The following is a 17,922-nucleotide window of genomic DNA, read 5'->3' as shown; positions in this document are numbered from 1 at the left end:
GTGTTCCGCGCCTCCCGGGCTACCGCAGTCCGCTGATCGACCGGCCGTTCCGCAGGGTGCCCTTCAGCTCGGCCTGCGCCCCCTGCTCGCCCTTCGCCGTCAGCAGGTTCCCGTCGGCGGAGCCGCTGATGCCGCCCGTCGCCTCGACCGACCGCGTGTCGCGGTCGCCGGCGGCGAGCAGGTACCAGTGCCCGCCCTCCGACTTCCACAGCACCCCGGCCAGCACGTGCGGGTCGCGCTCGCCGCACGCCGGCACGTCCTGCGCCTTCGCGGCCACGGCGCCCTGGGCCCCGCCCGGTGTGCGGAACTGGGCCAGTACCCGCGCCCCGCCCCCGCGCCAGGTCTCGGCCCGGGTGCACACCCAGGCCGCCGAGCCGCTGGAGTCGGGCAGCGGCTGCGTCGCGAACCGCCACGCGTTCACCGACCGCACGCCCTGGCCGCGCACCGCGCCGAGCGAGCAGGCGTACGGCGCCCAGTCGGCCCGTGCCTCGGCGCCGGAGACGTCCTTCGCCGAGCCGGGGCGGCCCGTGGTCAGGCGGGCCGGGACCAGCTCACCGAGGTCGGTCGCCAGGCGGGTGTCCGAGCCGTCGGTCAGCTCCAGCACGTTCCAGGACGCGCACGCCCCGGACTGCTGCTGCACGGGGCTGGCCAGCGGCGGCGAGGTCACACCGTCGGACAGCGTCAGGGCGCGGGCGGCGGAGCCCGGTTCGGCGAGGTCCCGCACGGCCGCCTTGGTCACCCAGGGCGCCGTCAGGTAGCGGACGTTGCCGTCGGCCCGGCCCAGGACCACCGCACCGGCCTCGGAGCGGCCGGCGCCGTCGGTGCGCGCGAAGTCCAGGGCGGCGCCCGCCGTGCCGTCCTGCGGCTCGGCGTACCGGGCCAGACGCAGACCGTCGTGCAGGATCACCACGCGGGCGTTGTCGACGGTCCCGGCGTACAGCAGCTGGGGCGGGCCGGACGGGCCGCCGGTCGGGGTGCCGGGCGTCGCCGAGACCGCCACGCTCCCGCCCGGCCGCGCCCACACGGCGAGGGCCCGGCGGAGCAGCTTCTCGTCACCCGTGAGGTCGCCGCGCGCCGGCCACACCGAGAAGTCGGTGCGCGCGGAGGTCGTCCACGCGGCGGGGGCGACCCGCGTCAGTTCGGCCGGGTCCAGGGCCGCCTCGGCCGCCGGGTTCTGCGCGTACGACGGAGCGGCGGCACCGTCCGGCCCCCAGCCGCCGCCGGGCACGCCCAGCAGCGCCCCGCACACCACCAGGGCCGCCCCGGCGGCCAGCGCGGCCCTCGTGTGCTGACGGCGACGCATCAGGTCGGTCGGCCGGGCCTGCAGGGAGCAGGGGTCGAACTCGGGGGAGGCAAGCAGCGCGTACTGCGCGGGCACCCCGTCGGCCTCCCGCAGGGCGGCCTCCGCGTCGGAGACTCCGGCGGTTTCGAGCAGCTGCCGTACGTCATCGTCGGGGAGCGTCTCCAGGCCCCGCAGCACGTAGGCCGCACGGCCCGGTGCGGAGAGCGCGGACAGGCACTGGTCCAGGGCGAGTTCGTCGGCGCCGCCGGAGCGCGGGAAGAGCTTGAGGCCCCGCACCTGGGGCAGCAGCGGCGGCAGCTGGGCCCGCTTGGGCCACGCACGCCGCTTGAGCGGGCGGCCGGCCTCCAGCGCCGCACGGACGACGCGCAGGCGGACCAGCGCGTAGCCGGGGTCCACGTCGCGGCCGGTCGGCTGGGCCGGGATCGCGGGAGTCGTCGTCCGGTTCCGGGGCAGGGCGCGCTGGGTGAGGGAGTGTGCGGACAGGACGCGGCCTCCCCGGCCGAGACCGGGCGGCAGCATCAGGTAGGCGAGCCGGACCAGGCGCGGGTAGTGCTCGACGAGCGCGGCCTCGGCCTGCTCGACGTCGACGACCGGGTCGGCCGGGGAGGCGGAGGACGGTGCGGGGCGCGGGGCGACATCCTGTGACTGCACGTTCAGCTGAACGAGCGAATCGGTGGATGGTCACCATGCCCAGGTCAGTCCTCGGGTTCCACCAGCGCTCGTGCGTAGGCGGCCATCGAGCGCCGGTAGCGCGGCAGATGGGGCGCGAGCGCGCCGAGCACCAGCGCCAGGCCCTCACGGTCGCGGCCCATGCTCGACAGGCACAGGGCGAGCGTGGCGCGCACGGCGTCGTCCAACTCGTCCGACGGAGCGAGTAGTTCGGGCGACAGCAGCTTGACGCCCTCCTCCGGTTCGCCGATGTTCCGCAGCGAGCTGGAGAGCTGGATCTTCGCCCGGCGGCCCTTGTAGCGGCTGCTCCCGCCCAGCCCGCGCTCCAGCGCCTCGCGGTACAGCGGCACGGCACGGTCGGAGTGGCCCGTGGAGTCCCAGGCGCAGGCACGCTCGAACAGGCCGAGGGGGCTGTCCGCCGGCAACTCGTCGGCGAGGGCGTCGATCACCGCGCGGAAGTCGGCGGCGCCGTCCTCGGCGTAGTCGTCGATCGTCGCCCAAGCGGCGGTCACGCGGTCTTCCCAGTCCTGGTCCACGGCGCCACTCTCGCACGGGCGTACGCGCGACGACACCGGGATTTCTGAGTGGTTCCCGCCCCGCGGCCGTATCGATCGGGGAGAGCCCCTCTCCGGGGCTCCGTGCGGCACGTCGCCGGAACGGACCGGAGGAACACATGAGGCTGACCCGACCGATGCTCGCGCCGGCCGCGGCGGTGGCGGTACTGGCGCTGACGGGCTGCGGCTCCGACGGGAGGGACGAGGCGGCCGTCCCGGAGACGGCGACCGGCAGCCTGGAGCACCTGGCCGCCGAGGTGAAGTGCGATCCCGACATGCAGACGGACGCCGACACCATGCGCCAGGCCATCTGCCGCGAGGGAGCGGAGAAGTACGTCCTCGTCACCTTCACGACCGACCGCGGCCAGCGCGAATGGATCAACACCGCCAAGGACTACGGCGGCCACTACCTCGTCGGCCGCAAGTGGGTCGCCGTCGGCCACCAGGACGTCATGGCCGGCCTGCGCGGCCGGCTCGGCGGCACCCTGGAGCAGGGTGCGCGGCACGGTGGCGGCACCCACTCGGCCGGTCGCGGGGAGCACGACGGGCACGCGGGCCACGGTTGATGACCACAGGCCACAACGGCCGGGAGGGCCGGTGACGGATCTCCGTCACCGGCCCTCCCCGTGGGGTGACGCGGAGACTACTGGCAGTCCTCCCCGCTGTTGATGCAGTCGACCACCTCGTTCATCAGGTCCTCGTCCATGACGTTGATGAAGTCGTTGTGATCGGTGATCGGCTTGTGCAGCTGCTCCGGGAAGCTGTCCACCGCGTACGGGTTCCGCACCTGGCCGTTCTCGACGGTCGGCGTGGGGATGTCGTACACCAGGCGGACCCGGAGCTGGGGGATGGCCTGGAAACCGTTCGGGCAGCCGCCGTCCTCCTGGACGAACGCCATGTGGTCCCGGTGGTTGGCGCTGTCGATGTTCCGGCCGTCCCAGCAGCTCTGGAAGTTGGACGTGCGCACCACCTGGCTGCCCTCGGGGCACAGCGGGTACTTGTCGGTGACCTGCCGGTCCTCGAAGCCGGTGCAGCTCCACGAACTGTTGGCGTTGGCGTCGCCGTTGGTGAAGGACTTGGCGTCACCGGTGATGACGCGCAGGAACTTCGGCATGGCGACCACGTCGCCCTGCTGGTTGCCGACGAACCTCAGCTCCGCCTGGGCCGGCTTCAGGATCCGGCCGACGTTGCCCTCGGTGCCGCCGCCCAGCTCGTTGGCGTCGAGCTCCTCGGTACCGTCCTGGAGGCGCAGCACCGGCCAGTAGTACGTGGACCTGTCGCCCTGGTTCCGGCACGAGGTGTCCGCGTCGGCCAGGTCCTCGTCGCTGGAGAAGGCGTCGTTGTCCTGGTTGCCGACGTAGTCGTGCACGTGGTGCGCGCCGTTGTCGACACCGGGTGCGGCGATCAGGTTGTCGCTGTTGAACAGGTTGTTCTCGTTGACACCGCAGTTTGTGGTGAAGGTGCCGGTGGAACCGCCGTCGCCGTCGGCGGCCAGACCGTTCTCGCTGTCGCGGGAGTTCGGCTCGACGTCGTCGATGTCGATGAAGTCGTCCGCCACCGGGCCCGCGGCGCCGTTGCCGTTGTCGTCCTGGTTCTGACCGCCGTCCTGATCCTGGCCGTCGTCGTCCTGGCCGTCCCCGTTCTGCGGCTGCTCCGCGGGCTGGCCCTGGCAGCCGGCCAGCTGGTCCAGGCTGTCGTCGGCCCGGCCGCCGGCCCGGTCGATCTCCAGCTGGATCCGGTCGATGATCGCCTTCCGCCGGTCCTTGAGCGGGCCGAGGATGGTGTTGCGCACGAACTGAGGATCACCTGCCTGCGCGCGCCGCGTGGTGGCGAGCCGTTTGTAGGCATCCGTGATCTGGCTGTCCATCGTGGCCAGTTCGTCGTCGACCTCACCCCGCGCGCGGTCCGGTACGCCGGACAGCTGCTGGCCGACGTCGGGACAGTCGATCGTCGCGACCTGCGCCGCGGCCGACCTCGTCCGATTGTGGGCCGGATTCTCCTCGTGCGCCGAGGCATGGAAGTCGGCCCAGACCAGCCCGCCCCCGCCGACCGCCAGGGCCGCCGCCCCGGCTACGACCTTGGTGGCCAGCGGCGTACGGCGTTTTCTCGTGTTGCGTCCCATGGAACTCCTCTTTGACTTCCTTGCGGGGCATCGAGGGCGCCCGACAGGAGTGAAGCGGCTCCCTTCCATACGGAGGCCGTTCCAGGGGTGTTCACCCGCCTGCGGAATTGACGGTCGCATGCGGTGGGTGGGATCAGCGGCCGCGGTCCAGATACGCCAGAACCGCCAGCACACGGCGGTTGTCGTCGTCCGAGACCTCGAGGCTCAGCTTGGCGAAGATGTTCGCGGTGTGTTTCGCGATCGCCCGCTCCGTGACGACCAGCTTGCCCGCGATCGCCGCGTTGGTCCGGCCCTGCGCCATCAGCTCCAGCACCTCCAGCTCCCGGGGGGTGAGCCGCTCCAGCGGCCGGTCCGCCGCCGCACGCCGGCTCAGCAGCTGCTGGATGACCTGCGGGTCCATCGCCGTACCACCCGCCGCCACCCGCCGTACGGCGTCCACGAACTGCTCCGCGTCGAACACCCGGTCCTTGAGCAGGTATCCCACACCGCCGTTGCCGTCGGCGAGCAGCTCACGCGCGTACAACTGCTCCACGTGCTGGGACAGGACCAGCACCGGCAGCCCCGGCCGCTTGCGGCGGGCCTCCAGGGCGCACTGCAGGCCCTCGTCGGTGAGCGTGGGCGGCAGGCGTACGTCGACGACTGCGACGTCCGGCTCCAGTTCGGCCAGCGCCCGGGACAGTGCGGGGCCCGTCTCGACGGCAGCGGCGATCTCGAAGTCGTGGGCCTGAAGGAGCCGGACCAGCCCGTCGCGCAGCAGGAACAGGTCTTCGGCTAGGACGACGCGCAAGGGATCTCCACGGTGACCATGGTGGGGCCGCCCGCGGGTGAGCTGACGGCCAGGACGCCGTCGAATGTACCCAGTCGCCGCTCCACCCCGGCCAGTCCGGACCCCGCGCCGATCACCGCGCCGCCCTTGCCGTTGTCGGTCACGGAGACGCGCAGCCGGCCCTCGGCGAGGTGCATGTCGATCCAGATCCGGTCGCCGCCGGAGTGCTTGACGGCGTTGGTGAGGATCTCGCTGACCGCGAAGTACGCGGCGGACTCCACCGGCGCCTCAGCGCGGCCGGGCAGGTCCACGTCGGTCTCCACGGTGACGGGCAGCCGCAGCGCCAGGGCGCGCACGGCGTCTCCCAGGCCGCGTTCGGCGAGGACCGGGGGGTGGATGCCCCGCACGAGTTCACGCAGCTCGGTCAGGGCGTCGGCGGAGGACCGGCGGGCCTGGGCGAGCAGTTCCCGGGCCTTCGCCGGGTCCTTCTCCAGCAGCGCCTCGATGGTGCCGAGGTCCATGCCCATGGCGACCAGCCGGGCCTGCGCCCCGTCGTGCAGGTCGCGCTCGATGCGGCGCAGTTCGGCCGCGGAGGTGTCGACGGCGTCCCGCCGGGTCTCGGTCAGCACCCGCACGCGCTCGGCGAGCTCGACCTGGTCGGAGCCGAGGACCGCGCCGGTGAGCCGGAAGTGCGCGTTCAGCAGGAGCGGGGCCAGCCAGTGGGCGGCGACGAGGAGGACGGCGCCCAGGGCGGCGGCGTACAGGCCCGAGGTCTGGTCGGTGACGTGCACGAAGCCGTACCAGTAGCCGTCGGACCAGACCCGCCACAGCCCTGCCGCGATCGCGAACCCCTCCAACGGGTAGAGCGTGAGCACGAAGGCCAGCAACGCGGTGACGAAGCCCGCGGTCATGTCGACCGGCAGCCACAGGAGGTCCCGTCAGGTCGCCGGGTCACCGAGCATCCCGAAGGTGCGCCCCCAGGGGTTGGCGTTCTCGGGCAGCGGCCGGTACGCCCGCTGGATGCGGACCCCTGCCCACTCCGCGGCGAGCACCCGTCGCCAGTCCGCGAACATCCGCACGCCGCTCAGCACGTACGGCGTGGTGACGATGCCGATCCCGATCGGGATCAGGGCGAGGGACACCAGGGTCAGGCAGAAGCAGAGCACCGCACCGGGCAGGGTGATGAGCGTCAGTGCCAGTCCCCGCACGGCCGACAGCGCCATGTTCCGCGTCCGGTTCGTCCGGGGCCCGCGGTCGCCGCTCTTCGTCTCGATGTTCATGCCGTCAGTCTCACCGAGCCGACGGCACCGGTCACGGGGCGGGGCCCCCGGGCAGGAGGTGGTGCCAGGTACACCGTTCCTGTTCAGTGTGCAGGAGTGGGTCTTGGACCCATGCCTGTGCACTGCGGGCACCCCGAACGGTGTTGGGTGTCCTGGTCGCCCGCTTTCGCTCCGTGTCCGGTGGCACGGATCGTGTCCGTGGTCCGGGAACACGGGGGCGGGGTCCCTCACGCCCGGGAGCACGTCGGTCGGCCTGGGCGGTCCGATGCCCGCATCCATCGCTCTGGTGGGTGCGGGGCGGTGCCGTCCGACGCCGGACCGGAAAGCCCTGGGCGCGTCGCCCGATCGCGATGCTCGCCGCATCGTGCCGGGTGGTCTTGCGGGTGGAGGTGGTGAGGGGTTCCTGCCAGTGCTGGGCGCCCCACTTGCTTGTGTAGGCGGGGTCGACGGCGATGACGGTGATGTCGGTGGCGTCGGCCATGGAGGTCAGGCGGGCCCGCAGCCGACCGGTGGGCATGCCGGAGATCAGCTGCCTGAACCGCTTCCGCCCGCCGTGTTCACTCCTGCCCCCGGTGCGCGAACCGGACCCGGCCGGTGAGGACGTACCGGCAGTGCGCCGCGTTGGCCAGATGGGCGAACGGAGCCGGGAGGCGGATGCTGACTGGGCCGACCGCGTTGCCGCGCACCGGGCGGTCGCCTACCAGCATCCATCACGACGTCCAGCGTGACCGCTGGTACGTCACCGCGTCCTGGCAGCAGGTCACGGGACGCGAGCGAGCCCAGATGCGCGCCGACCTGTCGCAGCACCTCCACGTCTCTGGCGGTGAGCTGCTTGAGCCGGGTCCGCACCGCTACTCCCGACGGTCCCGGCACGACGAACGGCGCCGCAAGCTGCCGCAGACCACCCACCCCTCACCCCCGCTCAGCCGTGACAACCGCTGCACCACACACAACGACGACCACCACCACAGGTCACGCATTCGACAGACGTACCTTCGTTCACCCGGACGCGAAACGATCCGACCTCACCCACGTACTCGCTCACGCATCCCAGAGCACACTGATACGCAGCCATCAGCCGGCAGTTCCGACCCCCGTCGGCTGCGGCTGCGGCGCTTTACCGGTCGTCCCGGGCCCGGTCGGTGGCGAGGGCCTTCGCCTCCGTCTCCCCGTCCAGGCCGACCGGCGGACGGTCCGGGCGCCGGGGTGCCGTGCCGCCGATGCTCCGCAGCCAGGACCAGGTGTCGGTGACCGTGTCGCCGACCGGGCGGCAGCTCAGGCCCGTGGCCAGGGCCCGGGAGACGTCGGCCTGGTGCAGCGCCTCGTGCAGGTCGCTGTCCGGCGGTGTCCACACCGGCAACTGGGTCCACGGCTCGATCCCGGCGGCGAGGACGGCTTCGGGGTCGGTCCAGCGCAGCTCCGCCGCGCCTGCGGTGACCCTCGCGCAGGCTTCGAGCAGTGCGCCCATGGTGGCGTGGCCCGACGGGGAGATCAGGTTGTACGGCCCGCTCAGCTTCCGCTGGACCGCCCCGAGGATCCAGTCGGCGAGGTCGCGGACGTCGATGTACTGGAGGGGCAGGTCCCGGGGGCCCGGCGCGAGCACCGGGCCGCCGTCGGCGACGCGGTTCAGCCACCACGGCAGCCGCCCGACGTTCTCGTACGGGCCGAGGATCAGACCGGCCCGGACGAGCACCGAGCGGTCCGCGCCGAAGGCGTCCAGGACGGCCAGTTCGGCGCCCCGCTTGTCCCGGGCGTAGTGGCTCTGCCCGGCGTCCGCCGACGCGCCCTCGACCAACGGTGCGTCCTCGGTGTACCCGGCGGGCGGCGCCCAGGCGTACACCGAGCAGCTCGACACGTACACGTACCGGCCGACGCGGCCCCGCAGCGCTCGCGCCGAGTCCCGCACCGCGCGGGGCGCCGCCGACCAGGTGTCGACGACGGCGTCCCACGTGCCGTCGGCCAGGGCGGCGAGCCCGTCGGGTGCGGTGCGGTCGCCGTGCAGTGCGCGCACCCCGGGCGGCGGGGCGTGCCGCCCGCGGTGGAGGACCGTCACCTCCCAGCCGTGTCCGAGCGCCGCCTCCACCACGGCCCGCCCCACGAATTCCGTACCGCCCAGCACCAGTAGTCTCATACTCGCCACTGTGCCCGCCCTGGCCGGTCCGCGGAACGGCTGTCTGCCGACAGCAGAGGTCAACGTCCCGTCGGCGGGGAGTACTCGTAGCCGACGCGGCGCACGGTCTGGATCGTCCGCCGGTGCTCGGCACCGAGCTCGCGGCGCAGCCTGGCCACGTGCACGTCGACGGTCCGTCCGTCGCCCACGTGGCCGTACCCCCACACGGTGGTGACCAGCTGGTCGCGGGTGTGCACCCGGTGGGGATGCGCGACGAGGTGGGCGAGCAGCTCGAACTCCAGGTAGGTCAGTTCCAGTTCACGTCCGGCCACGGCTGCGGTGCGGCGGGCCGTGTCGATCCGTATGAGCGGGTCGTCGCCGACCGGGACGTGGGCGCCGTCCAGGCCGTCCCGGGTGCCCGCGGAGGACGGGCCGGGCTTGCCCGGTGGCGGGACGGGCGGCTGCCGGTCGGCCGGGACGAGCACCAGGTACCCGACCATCGGCGCTCCCAGCCGGGTTCCTGGCGTGCCCAGCCGGTCAGGAGGTCCGCCACGCGGTCGCGCTCGTAGAGGTCGGTCCCGAAGAACAGGTTCTCGGCGGCCCGGTACTCCAGCCGGTAGTCCCCGCCGTTCTCGTGCCACACCTGCGCGAACTCATCCGGGACGTCCGGTATCCGCTGGACGATCAGTAACCGGTCGCCGGCGCCGCCGATCCGCGCCACCAGTTCGCGCAGCCGGGTCGCCGGAATCCGCGCGTGCGTCTGCCAGTTCTCCGTCTCGACCTTGATGGCGAGGTCCCCGTCGATCTCCATGCCCTCACGATGCCAGGCTCCACTGACAAGGCGGTCACGAGCCCGGTCACGGCGGCAGCGCGAAGGGGCGTCCACCACCACGGTGGACGCCCCTTCGCGCGAGTCGAGGCGGGATCAGACCTGGCCGGCCTTCTCCAGCGCGGTGCAGCAGGTGTCGACGAGCAGGCGGGTCACCACGTACGGGTCGACGTTGGCGTTGGGACGGCGGTCCTCGATGTAGCCCTTGCCGTCCTTCTCGACCTGCCACGGGATGCGGACCGAGGCGCCGCGGTCGGAGACGCCGTAGGAGTACTCGTTCCACGGGGCGGTCTCGTGCAGGCCGGTCAGGCGGTCGTCGATGCCGGCGCCGTAGTTCTTGACGTGGTCCATCGGCTTGGAGCCCTCACCGAGGGACTCGCAGGCGGTGATGATCGCGTCGTAGCCCTCGCGCATCGCCTTGGTGGAGAAGTTGGTGTGCGCGCCCGCGCCGTTCCAGTCGCCCTTGACCGGCTTGGGGTCGAGGGTGGCGGAGACCCCGAAGTCCTCGGCGGTGCGGTAGAGCAGCCAGCGGGCCACCCACAGCTGGTCGGAGACCTCCAGCGGGGACAGCGGGCCGACCTGGAACTCCCACTGGCCCGGCATGACCTCGGCGTTGATGCCGGAGATGCCGAGACCGGCCTTCAGGCAGTTCTCCAGGTGGGCCTCGACGACGTCGCGGCCGAAGATCTCGTCCGAGCCGACACCGCAGTAGTAGCCGCCCTGAGCGGCGGGGAAGCCGCCCTCGGGGAAGCCGAGCGGGCGGGCGCCCTTGAAGAAGGTGTACTCCTGCTCGATGCCGAAGATCGGCTCCTGCGCGGCGAACCGCTCGGAGAGCTCGGCCAGCGCGGCGCGGGTGTTGGTCGGGTGCGGGGTCATGTCCGTGTCGAGGACCTCGCACAGCACCAGGATGTCGTCACCGCCGCGGATCGGGTCGGGGCAGGAGAAGACCGGCTTGAGCACGCAGTCCGAGGAGCTGCCTTCGGCCTGGTTGGTGGAGGAGCCGTCGAAGCCCCAGATCGGGAGGGCGTCCAGGCCGGCGGGGGCGTCCGTGATGATCTTCGTCTTGGAACGGAGCTTGGCCGTCGGCTCGGTGCCGTCGATCCAGATGTACTCGGCCTTGAAGGTCACGGGGACACATCCTTCGGGTGGGTCTGGGCGCACTGCGGGTGCTGCGGCGCTGCGGCACCGGGGCGCCGCTCTACTGCCGTGCAGCGTGCCAACCGGCGATTTCCCGTCCGTTGCCCGATTGTGAACCCCGTGTTACCCGGGGGCGGTGTGGCGCGTCTCTCATCCGGCTCCCGGTCCAGCTGCTCCCCGCGGGCAACAGCAGGACCATCGCGGACCGGGACCGGGACCGGGCCTCAGGAGGTCCAACGGGACAGGGCGTCCCTGACCGCCTCGTCGGTGCGGCCCACTACGGCGGTTCCGTCGTCCGCCGTGATGATCGGGCGCTGGATCAGCTTCGGGTGCTCGGCGAGCGCCGCGACCCACCGGTCGCGTGTCGCCTCGTCACGGGGCCAGTCCTTGAGGCCGAGTTCCTTCGCCGCCGCCTCCTGGGTGCGGGTGATGTCCCAGGGTTCGAGGCCGAGCCGGGTGAGCACCGCGCGGATCTCGTCCTCGCTCGGTACGTCCTCCAGGTAGCGGCGGACGGTGTAGTCGGCGCCCTCCGCATCGAGCAGGCTGATCGCGCTTCGGCACTTCGAACAGGCCGGATTGATCCAGATCTCCATGCCGCACACGGTAGCCCGAGCCGTGCGGAAACCCGTTCGCCCCGTGCGCCACAGTCACCCCGAAAACCCTTGTGGCCAGGGGCTTTTGTCAGTGGTGGGCAGTAAAATAGAAGCAGTGTTCGAGGGTGTCGCCGGGAGGTCCGGACGGCGCCCTATGACCGCGACAGGAGGATGCCCGTGCCCGCTGCCGCACTGAAGCCGAAGCCCACCCAGTCCACCGCCAAGCGGCCCGTCCTGCTCGACCTGCCCTACGAGCCCGTGGAGAAGCGCCCGCTGCCGGCGGGCCGTCCCCGCGAGTGGTACATCACGCACAACCGCCGGCTCAAGGCGATGCGGCTCGCCATCGCCCTGCTCGACTCCGGCGTCTACCTGCCGAACCAGGCACGCAACGAGAGGATACGCAGCGCCGCGCAGACCATCGGCGTCCACCCGCCGTCGGACACGACGTGCCACATGGTGCGGGCGTTGATGCGGTACGCGCGGTGAGCGGGGCGCCGGGCGCCTTCCTTCTCGGCGCCCGGCGTCGCGGCGCCGGAGGGTCCAGGGGGCGAGCTAGTAGGGCGCCCGGAAGTTGATGTATCCCAGCAGGACGATCACCGCGGCCACGCAGCCGAGCACCACCGCGGTGGAGACCCACGACGACCGGCGCCGGGACCCCACGTGCTCGGGATCGGCGCGGAAGGGAACCGGTCCGGGCGGGTTCTCCTTCCAGCGCGCGGCGAGCATCCGGGCGCGCGCGGAGGGCTCCTTCTGCTCGGCGCCGTCCGCCCACTTCAGGTCGAACTCGCGGTTCTCGTCGTCCCGCTCGGACATGTCCGGTCCCTCTCCCCGTCCCCTGACTCGAACAACCGTGTTAGTGCACATGATCCCACCCGCGGTTCCCGGTGTGAAGTTTTCCGGCCGACGACAGCGCCCCCGCCCCCGCCGGGCAGGCAGGGGACGGGGGCGCCGGACGGACCGGGCGTCGATCACACGTCGAAGTACATCTCGAACTCGTGCGGGTGCGGACGCAGCTGCAGCGGCGCGATCTCGTTCGCGCGCTTGAAGTCGATCCACGTCTCGATCAGGTCCGGCGTGAACACGTCGCCCTGGAGGAGGAACTCGTGGTCGGCCTCCAGGCGGTCCAGGACCGCGCCCAGGGAGGTCGGGACCTGCGCCACGTTGGCGTGCTCCTCGGGAGCCAGCTCGTAGAGGTCCTTGTCGATCGGCTCGGCCGGCTCGATCTTGTTCTTGATGCCGTCCAGGCCCGCCAGCAGCAGGGCCGAGAAGGCCAGGTACGGGTTGCCGGAGGCGTCCGGCGCGCGGAACTCGACGCGCTTGGCCTTCGGGTTCGAGCCCGTGATCGGGATACGCATCGCGGCCGAGCGGTTGCGCTGCGAGTACACCAGGTTCACCGGCGCCTCGAAGCCCGGCACCAGGCGGTGGTAGGAGTTCACCGTCGGGTTGGTGAAGGCCAGCAGCGACGGGGCGTGCTTGAGGATGCCGCCGATGTAGTAGCGGGCGGTGTCGGACAGGCCGGCGTAGCCCTGCTCGTCGTAGAAGAGCGGCTCGCCGCCCGACCACAGCGACTGGTGGACGTGCATGCCCGAGCCGTTGTCACCGAAGATCGGCTTCGGCATGAAGGTCGCGGTCTTGCCGTTCTTCCACGCCACGTTCTTCACGATGTACTTGAAGAGCTGGAGGTCGTCGGCGGCGGCGAGCAGCGTGTTGAACTTGTAGTTGATCTCGGCCTGGCCGGCGGTGCCCACCTCGTGGTGCTGGCGCTCGACCTTGAGGCCGGAGCGCTCCAGCTCCAGGGAGATCTCGGCGCGCAGGTCGGCGAAGTGGTCGACCGGCGGGACCGGGAAGTAGCCGCCCTTGTAGCGAACCTTGTAGCCGCGGTTGTCCTCCAGCGCACCGGTGTTCCAGGCGCCGGCCTCGGAGTCGATGTGGTAGAACGACTCGTTCGCGCTGGTGGCGAAGCGCACGGAGTCGAAGACGTAGAACTCCGCCTCCGGACCGAAGAACGCCGTGTCGGCGATGCCGGTGGAGGCGAGGTAGGCCTCGGCCTTCTTCGCCACGTTGCGCGGGTCACGGGAGTACTGCTCGCCCGTGATCGGGTCGTGGATGAAGAAGTTGATGTTGAGCGTCTTGTCCCGGCGGAAGGGGTCCACACGCGCGGTCGACAGGTCGGGGCGCAGGGACATGTCGGACTCGTGAATGGCCTGGAAGCCGCGGATCGAGGACCCGTCGAAGGCCTGCTCGTCGTCCGGGTCGAACGCCTCGGCGGGCAACGTGAAGTGCTGCATGACGCCCGGCAGGTCACAGAACCGGACATCGACGAACTTGACGTCCTCGTCCGCGATGAACTTCTTGGCGTCGTCGGCGTTCTGGAACATCCAGCTCCTCCTACTCCCGACCGTCCCGCCGGGGTGGTAGATCGTTCGTGCGGCCAGTGCGGGTGGCACACGCTTCGTCGACCCTAGGGACGGGTGATTTCTCGGGCGTGACCCATTTGTTTCGCAGAAGTTAACCGGCTCCATTCCAGCCTAGGCCTCATCCGGGCCCGTCACACCCGGCCGTGCGCCCCTCTCGTCCCCTTTCGCGTACCCCCCGCCGCCGGCCGTTCACGGGCCCAGTACCGTGGACGGGTGGACAACAGGCAAGCAATCGGGTCGTGGCTTTCCGGACCGCGCGCGGCCATCGAAGGGTCCGGCGCGGACCTCGGGTACCGGGGCGAGCAGCTCGGCCTGCCCGAGGACGGACCGGGCTCGATCGCCCGCCCGGGCCGGCGGATCGGCGCCCTGGCCGTCGACTGGGCCCTGTGTCTGCTGATCGCATACGGCCTGATCACGGACGGCTACGGTCAGGCGACCAGTAACTGGGCCCTGCTGATCTTCTTCGTGCTGAGCGTGCTGACCGTCGGCACGATCGGCTTCACCCCGGGCAAGCGCCTCTTCGGCCTGCGCGTGGTGGACCTGGCCACGGGCCGCCCGAGCCCGCTGCGCGCCCTGCTGCGCTCGGTCCTGCTGTGCGTCGCCCTCCCGGCCCTGATCTGGGACCGCGACGGACGCGGCCTGCACGACCGGCTGGCGCGCACCGTGGAGGTGCGGGTCTGACGCGGAGCGCGGTACGCGGCACGGGGGCGGCACGCGACAGCGACCGCGGTACGCGACTGCGCAACCGCGCGCGCTCACGGCGATCGCCCGCACATACGGCGATGGGGCGCCCGGATCTTTCCGGGCGCCCCATCGCCGTACCGGCGTATCGAAGTCCTGCGGGTCAGCGCTGCCTGGGGTTGCCGCCCTTGGGCATCCGCATGCCCTTCGGCATCGGACCCTTGGGCAGCGGCATGTTGCTCATCAGGTCGCCGAGCGCGCGCAGCCGGTCGTTGGTCACGGTGACCTGCGGGCCGGACAGCACGCGGGGGAGCTTGAGCATGGTGGTGCGCAGCTTCTTCAGCTCCACCTGGCCCTCGCCGGTGCCCACGACCAGGTCGTGCACGGGCACGTCGGCGACGATGCGGTTCATCTTCCTCTTCTCGGCGGCGAGCAGGGACTTCACCCGGTTCGGGTTGCCCTCCGCGACGAGCACGATGCCGGCCTTGCCGACCGCGCGGTGCACGACGTCCTGGTTGCGGTTCATCGCCACCGCGGGCGTCGTCGTCCAGCCCCGGCCGATGTTGTCCAGCACGGCCGCGGCCGCGCCCGGCTGGCCCTCCATCTGGCCGAAGGCCGCCCGCTCGGCCCGGCGCCCGAAGACGATCGCCGTCGCGAGGAAGGCGAGCAGCACGCCCAGGATGCCGAGATAGATGGGGTGACCGACCAGGAAACCGATCGCGAGGAAGACACCGAAGACGACGATGCCGACACCCGCGAGCACAAGACCGATCTTCTTGTCGGCCTTGCGGGTCATCTTGTAGGTCAGGGCGATCTGCTTCAGTCGCCCGGGGTTCGCAGCGTCCGCTGCAGGTTCCTTCCTCGCCATGGCACGAAGTCTACGTGTCCCCGACAGCGCGGACGACGGCAGTGCCCGCCCGGGGCCGACGGAGGGGAGTCGCGGTGGGGCCGGGGCGCGTTCTCAGGGACGGCCGGCGACGGACTGGCGCAGCACGCGCTCCGTCTCGATCCGGTCCTTGGCGCGGCGGCGGTCCTCCAGCACGGAGGTCCACGCGTTGCGCCGGGCGGTGCGCTGGCCGCCGCTCATCAGCAGCGACTCGACGGCCCGCAGGGCGGTGGTGAACGACGGGATGGCGGTGGCGCGAACGGGCGCGGCCTGCATCGTGGAGGTCCCCCCTCGGTACGGCTCCGGGTACGGAGACGGGTGTACGGGCGTGATTCCAGGGTCACTGATTGGTGTTACCAGGGCGTGACCCGCCGGTCAAACGGACATGAAGCGGTGATGCCGGGGGACGCAACGACACCGCGGCCCCGACCGGTGCCCTCATCTGCGGGGACGGTCGGGGCCGCGGAACATCGGCCACTACAGCGGGTAGCGACTTGTGCGTGAATTCACACAGTCGCCGGACGGTGCTTGGGGCGGCGGCTCAGACGGTGGCGGCGCGGCGCTGCTCCATGGCCATCCCGTACAGCCGTCCGGCGCGGTACGAGGACCGCACCAGCGGGCCCGACATCACACCGGAGAAGCCGATCTGCTCGGCCTCCTCCTTCAGCTCCACGAACTCCTGCGGCTTGACCCAGCGCTCCACGGGGTGGTGGCGCACGGACGGGCGCAGGTACTGCGTGATGGTGATCAGTTCGCAGCCGGCCTCGTGCAGTTCCTTCAGCGCCTCGCTGATCTCCTCGCGGGTCTCACCCATGCCGAGGATCAGGTTGGACTTGGTGACCAGGCCGAAGTCACGGGCCTCGGTGATCACCTTCAGGGAGCGCTCGTAGCGGAAGCCGGGGCGGATGCGCTTGAAGATGCGGGGGACCGTCTCGACGTTGTGCGCGAAGACCTCGGGGCGGGATTCGAAGACCTCCTGGAGGAGCTCCGGCACCGCGTTGAAGTCCGGGGCGAGGAGCTCCACCTTGGTGCGGCCGGCCTCGCGGTCCGCCGTCTGCCGGTGGATCTGGCGCACCGTCTCGGCGTACAGCCACGCGCCGCCGTCCGGGAGGTCGTCGCGGGCGACGCCGGTGATGGTGGCGTAGTTCAGGTCCATGGTGACCACGGACTCGCCGACGCGGCGGGGCTCGTCGCGGTCGAGGGCCTCGGGCTTGCCGGTGTCGATCTGGCAGAAGTCACAGCGCCGGGTGCACTGGTCGCCGCCGATGAGGAAGGTCGCCTCGCGGTCCTCCCAGCACTCGTAGATGTTGGGACAGCCGGCTTCCTGGCAGACCGTGTGCAGGCCCTCGCTCTTCACGAGGTTCTGCATCTTGGTGTACTCGGGGCCCATTTTCGCCCGGGTCTTGATCCACTCGGGCTTGCGCTCGATGGGGGTCTGGCTGTTGCGGACCTCCAGGCGCAGCATCTTGCGTCCGTCGGGTGCGACTGCGGACACGACCGGCTCCCTAGCGATTGATTCTTCGGCGTTCTTCAGGGTACGCCCGTTGATTTGTTGGTCGGCGGTGGTGCCGGCCTCGCTGGGGGCTGCCGCCCCCAGGTCCCCGCTCCCGGCCTGAACGGCCTCCTCCCCAAACGCCGGACGGGCTGCGTTTATGCCGTCGGCGGCCCAGTACGGTGATGTCCGATAGTCACGCCGACGCCTTCTCGATCACCCGCGGCTTCAGCTCCGCGTTCTCCAGGACGTCCCGCAGGTGGCGTTCCGCGACCGGCAGGACCTCCTCGATGGTCACGTCGCGGCCGAGTTCGTTCGCCAGGGAGGCGACGCCCGCGTCGCGGATGCCGCACGGGATGATCCGGTCGAACCACTTGTTGTCCGGGTTCACGTTGAGGGCGAAGCCGTGCATGGTGACGCCCTTGGCGACCCGGATGCCGATGGCGGCGATCTTGCGGTCCTCGCGGCGCTGGCCGGCGTTGGAGGGCGCGTAGTCGGGGCCGTTCAAGCGGGGGTCGAACTCCTCGTCCGTCAGGCGCGGGTCGAAGTCCAGGGAGAGTCCGCCGAGCGCCGGGCGCTGCTCCACCGGGTCGCCCAGGACCCACACCCCGCTGCGGCCCTCCACCCGGCTGGTCTCCAGGCCGAACTCCGCGCAGGTGCGGATCAGGGCCTCCTCCAGTCGCCGTACGTGCGCCACCACGTCCACCGGGCGCGGGAGCTTCTGGATCGGGTAGCCCACCAGCTGGCCCGGCCCGTGCCAGGTGATCTTGCCGCCGCGGTCCACGTCGATCACCGGCGTGCCGTCCAGCGGACGCTCGCTGTCCTCGGTGCGCCGGCCGGCGGTGTAGACCGGCGGATGTTCGAGGAGCAGCACGGTGTCGGGGACCTCGTCGGCGAACCGCGCGGCGTGCACCCGGCGCTGCTCGTCCCACGCCTCCTGGTACTCGACGCGATCGGCACCGAACCCCATTCGGACGAACCGCAGCTCACTCACGGCAAGTGCCTCCCTGGAAGGTCGTGAGGCACGAAGCGTGCCCACGCCACTGTACGACCGCTCGCTCGTCGTCAGCCGGGCGGGCAATC

The 17,922-nt window shown here is 71.5% G+C and carries 18 protein-coding genes and 2 pseudogenes; 3 read left to right on the top strand and 17 right to left on the bottom strand.

Translation table 11 applies throughout. The features are described from left to right. Positions 1 to 19 precede the first annotated feature (19 nt). Both IE142_RS00205 and IE142_RS00200 read right to left on the bottom strand, forming a co-directional pair. Positions 20 to 1,954, bottom strand: coding sequence for a hypothetical protein (locus IE142_RS00205; RefSeq protein WP_191883812.1), 1,935 nt, complete (start codon positions 1,952 to 1,954; stop codon positions 20 to 22). Positions 1,955 to 1,998: 44 nt separating this feature from the next. Next, positions 1,999 to 2,508 (bottom strand): tetratricopeptide repeat protein, encoded by a 510-nt coding sequence (locus IE142_RS00200; RefSeq protein WP_229830092.1) that lies wholly within the window; start codon positions 2,506 to 2,508, stop codon positions 1,999 to 2,001. Positions 2,509 to 2,645: 137 nt separating this feature from the next. On the opposite strand from IE142_RS00200, the gene IE142_RS00195 reads away from it, so the two are divergent. Continuing rightward, a complete protein-coding gene (locus tag IE142_RS00195) occupies positions 2,646 to 3,092 on the top strand; it encodes a hypothetical protein (protein WP_191883810.1) in 447 nt (148 codons plus the stop codon). Between the two features lie 77 nt (positions 3,093 to 3,169). Here the strand turns inward: IE142_RS00195 and IE142_RS00190 are convergent, their stop codons facing one another. The 9 genes and pseudogenes from IE142_RS00190 to IE142_RS00150 all read right to left on the bottom strand — a co-directional run bounded on the left by IE142_RS00190 (position 3,170) and on the right by IE142_RS00150 (position 11,363). Beyond that, a complete protein-coding gene (locus IE142_RS00190; protein WP_191883809.1) occupies positions 3,170 to 4,648 on the bottom strand; it encodes a DUF1996 domain-containing protein in 1,479 nt (492 codons plus the stop codon). Between the two features lie 133 nt (positions 4,649 to 4,781). After that, positions 4,782 to 5,435, bottom strand: a complete 654-nt coding sequence (locus IE142_RS00185; protein WP_043373705.1) for a LuxR C-terminal-related transcriptional regulator — start codon at positions 5,433 to 5,435, stop codon at positions 4,782 to 4,784. Beyond that, positions 5,420 to 6,694 (bottom strand): annotated as a pseudogene (locus tag IE142_RS00180) (sensor histidine kinase). The gene IE142_RS00185 and the pseudogene IE142_RS00180 overlap by 16 nt, the downstream one beginning before the upstream one ends. A 31-nt stretch (positions 6,695 to 6,725) precedes the next feature. After that, positions 6,726 to 7,259: pseudogene (locus IE142_RS39330) on the bottom strand (IS200/IS605 family accessory protein TnpB-related protein); the annotation flags it as partial. Further along, positions 7,252 to 7,401, bottom strand: coding sequence for a hypothetical protein (locus IE142_RS39325; RefSeq protein WP_440862263.1), 150 nt, complete (start codon positions 7,399 to 7,401; stop codon positions 7,252 to 7,254). The gene IE142_RS39325 and the pseudogene IE142_RS39330, both read right to left, overlap by 8 nt. Positions 7,402 to 7,811: 410 nt before the next feature. Further along, a complete protein-coding gene (locus IE142_RS00170) occupies positions 7,812 to 8,825 on the bottom strand; it encodes an SDR family oxidoreductase (RefSeq protein WP_191883808.1) in 1,014 nt (337 codons plus the stop codon). Between the two features lie 59 nt (positions 8,826 to 8,884). Continuing rightward, a complete protein-coding gene (locus tag IE142_RS00165; protein WP_370466190.1) occupies positions 8,885 to 9,445 on the bottom strand; it encodes a winged helix-turn-helix domain-containing protein in 561 nt (186 codons plus the stop codon). A gap of 284 nt (positions 9,446 to 9,729) precedes the next feature. Next, positions 9,730 to 10,761, bottom strand: coding sequence for a glutamine synthetase (glnII, locus tag IE142_RS00155; RefSeq protein WP_043373714.1), 1,032 nt, complete (start codon positions 10,759 to 10,761; stop codon positions 9,730 to 9,732). 233 nt (positions 10,762 to 10,994) lie between these two features. Continuing rightward, positions 10,995 to 11,363: an arsenate reductase family protein gene (locus tag IE142_RS00150; protein ID WP_191883807.1), complete on the bottom strand. Its 369-nt coding sequence runs from the start codon at positions 11,361 to 11,363 to the stop codon at positions 10,995 to 10,997. Positions 11,364 to 11,540: 177 nt separating this feature from the next. On the opposite strand from IE142_RS00150, the gene IE142_RS00145 reads away from it, so the two are divergent. Beyond that, on the top strand, positions 11,541 to 11,849 hold the full coding sequence (locus IE142_RS00145; RefSeq protein WP_191883806.1) for a hypothetical protein: 309 nt from the start codon (positions 11,541 to 11,543) through the stop codon (positions 11,847 to 11,849). Between the two features lie 66 nt (positions 11,850 to 11,915). Here the strand turns inward: IE142_RS00145 and IE142_RS00140 are convergent, their stop codons facing one another. Then, positions 11,916 to 12,176 (bottom strand): SCO2583/SCO2584 N-terminal domain-containing protein, encoded by a 261-nt coding sequence (locus tag IE142_RS00140; RefSeq protein ID WP_191883805.1) that lies wholly within the window; start codon positions 12,174 to 12,176, stop codon positions 11,916 to 11,918. 155 nt (positions 12,177 to 12,331) lie between these two features. Further along, positions 12,332 to 13,741: a type I glutamate--ammonia ligase gene (glnA, locus tag IE142_RS00135; protein WP_043373718.1), complete on the bottom strand. Its 1,410-nt coding sequence runs from the start codon at positions 13,739 to 13,741 to the stop codon at positions 12,332 to 12,334. A gap of 252 nt (positions 13,742 to 13,993) precedes the next feature. Between glnA and IE142_RS00130 the strand changes: the two genes are divergently transcribed. Beyond that, positions 13,994 to 14,461, top strand: coding sequence for an RDD family protein (locus tag IE142_RS00130; RefSeq protein WP_191883804.1), 468 nt, complete (start codon positions 13,994 to 13,996; stop codon positions 14,459 to 14,461). A gap of 163 nt (positions 14,462 to 14,624) precedes the next feature. On the opposite strand, the gene IE142_RS00125 is transcribed toward IE142_RS00130, so the two are convergent. The 4 genes from IE142_RS00125 to lipB all read right to left on the bottom strand — a co-directional run bounded on the left by IE142_RS00125 (position 14,625) and on the right by lipB (position 17,833). Further along, a complete protein-coding gene (locus IE142_RS00125; RefSeq protein ID WP_191883803.1) occupies positions 14,625 to 15,329 on the bottom strand; it encodes a DUF4191 domain-containing protein in 705 nt (234 codons plus the stop codon). Positions 15,330 to 15,422: 93 nt separating this feature from the next. Continuing rightward, positions 15,423 to 15,623 carry an SCO2195 family GlnR-regulated protein gene (locus IE142_RS00120; protein ID WP_043373722.1) on the bottom strand — a complete coding sequence of 67 codons (201 nt, stop codon included), beginning with the start codon at positions 15,621 to 15,623 and terminating at the stop codon, positions 15,423 to 15,425. 265 nt (positions 15,624 to 15,888) lie between these two features. Further along, entirely contained in the window at positions 15,889 to 16,842 is a 954-nt protein-coding gene (gene lipA / locus IE142_RS00115; RefSeq protein WP_191883802.1) for a lipoyl synthase, read from the bottom strand. A gap of 193 nt (positions 16,843 to 17,035) precedes the next feature. Next, positions 17,036 to 17,833, bottom strand: a complete 798-nt coding sequence (lipB, locus tag IE142_RS00110; protein WP_191883801.1) for a lipoyl(octanoyl) transferase LipB — start codon at positions 17,831 to 17,833, stop codon at positions 17,036 to 17,038. Positions 17,834 to 17,922 lie beyond the last annotated feature (89 nt).

The organism is Streptomyces mutabilis (assembly GCF_014649815.1).
Taxonomy (GTDB): domain Bacteria; phylum Actinomycetota; class Actinomycetes; order Streptomycetales; family Streptomycetaceae; genus Streptomyces; species Streptomyces mutabilis.
Note: the sequence above shows the minus strand (reverse complement) of the source record. Positions and strands in the feature narration are given on the sequence as shown.